Here is a 1,768-nt window from a genome sequence, read left to right as displayed (position 1 = left end):
GTGTATTATGTCTTATCAAACCGATCTAATTGCAAAATTAAAAGAAATCTTCCAAATCGACCGTGCTGATCTTGATTTCGGCATTTACCGAATTTTAAATAGCCGTTCTAAAGAAATTGGTGATTATCTGCAAAATAGGCTCCCTGCAAAAATACAAGCCGCATTTTCCACATCCAGCCAAACACAAATTAATAGTTGGCAGAAAGAGCTGGCTGAAGCTGAAAAAGCCGCTGCTGCTTTAGGTGCAAATCCAGACAATCTCCCCAAAATTCAGGAATTAAAAGACAAAATTACTTCCGCTCAAAAAGGTAGCGTGACAAGTGAAGCAGTGGTTTACAGCCATCTGCTCACCTTCTTTTCGCGCTACTACGAAGAAGGTGACTTCATCAGCTAACGCCGCTACAAGGGCGATACCTACGCCGTGCCGTACAGCGGCGAAGAAGTGCTGCTGCACTGGGCGAACAAAGACCAGTATTACACCAAATCGGGCGAGAACTTCAGCAACTACCGCTTCAAACTTTCAGACGGCCGCGAAGTATTTTTCCGCCTGACCGCAGCCGACACCGCTAAAGACAACCGCAAAGACAACGATGCCGCCCGCGTATTTGCGCTGGTACAAGAGCGCGTGATTGAAAAAGAAGACGACAACGGCGACCTTCACGAAGAAGCGGTTTATCCCGTCCGTGAAATTTCAGACGCTTCGGGCGGCAAAACACTGGAAATCTGCTTCGAATACACTGTTGCGTCCGAAGGTGGGAAAAAGGCGCAGAAAATCGCCAACGAAAACACCATCGCCACGCTTCAAGACCTTATAGGAGAAGATTGGCAAGCCGTTTGGCAGCTTGCACCGACTGAGCAAAACTCAAAACGTACGCTATTGGAAAAGCACCTTGCCGACTACACCGCCAAAAACACCGCCGATTATTTCATCCACAAAGACTTGGGCGGCTTTTTGCGCCGCGAATTGGATTTTTACATCAAAAACGAAGTGATGGACTTGGACAACATTCAAGACGCGCCCACCTTCGCCAACATCGAAGGCAGCCTGCACCAAATCCAAACCCTGCGCGCCATCGCCCGAGAAATCATCGATTTCCTCGCCCAACTGGAAGATTTTCAGAAAAAGCTGTGGCTGAAAAAGAAATTTGTCGCCAAAAGCCACTGGCTCATCACGCTGAACCATATTCCCCAAGAAATGCTAAAAACCGTGTTTGCCAATGCCAAACAGCGCGAAACATGGAAAAATCTTTTTGCAATCAATGATTTACCCCCCCCCGATGAAAATTCGGATTCCTTTGCCGAATCAAACCCTTATCTGACGGTTGATACATCCCTTTTCCCTGCCGCCTTTCAAACCGCGCTCCTCGCCGCCCTCTCAAACGACCATGATTTAGATGAAGCCACAGACGGCCTGCTCATCCATTCCGACAATTTCCAAGCCCTGAACCTGTTGCAGGCGCGTTATCGCGGACAGGTGAAATGTATTTATATTGATCCGCCGTATAACACTAATTCATCCGAAATTATTTATAAAAATTCTTATAAACAAAGCTCTTGGCTTTCTTTAATGGAAAGCAGGTTACACCTTAGCTATTTATTACAAACTAATGACGGAATCATTTCTGTTGCTATTGATGATTATGAATTAAGTAAGCTAATTGAATGTTTAAGTAATGTTTATGGCGAAGAAAACCAGCTTGGCATCGTTGCTGTCCGTATCAACCCCAAGGGTAGAATGACCAAACGAAAATTTAGCTTAGTTCATGAA

General features: G+C 45.6%; 1 protein-coding gene and 1 pseudogene. Both read left to right on the top strand.

All coding sequences use genetic code 11. From position 1 onward, the window contains the following. A pseudogene (locus ACTHUT_RS19675) lies at window positions 1-394 on the top strand (restriction endonuclease subunit M); the annotation flags it as partial. Between the two features lie 27 nt (window positions 395-421). Continuing rightward, window positions 422-1,768, top strand: a 1,347-nt coding sequence (locus ACTHUT_RS19670; RefSeq protein WP_440419506.1) for a DNA methyltransferase, incomplete at its 3' end; no start/stop codon positions are given.

The sequence above is a fragment of the Neisseria sp. P0022.S010 genome, assembly GCF_051956635.1.
This window is presented reverse-complemented; position numbering and strand designations above follow the sequence as displayed.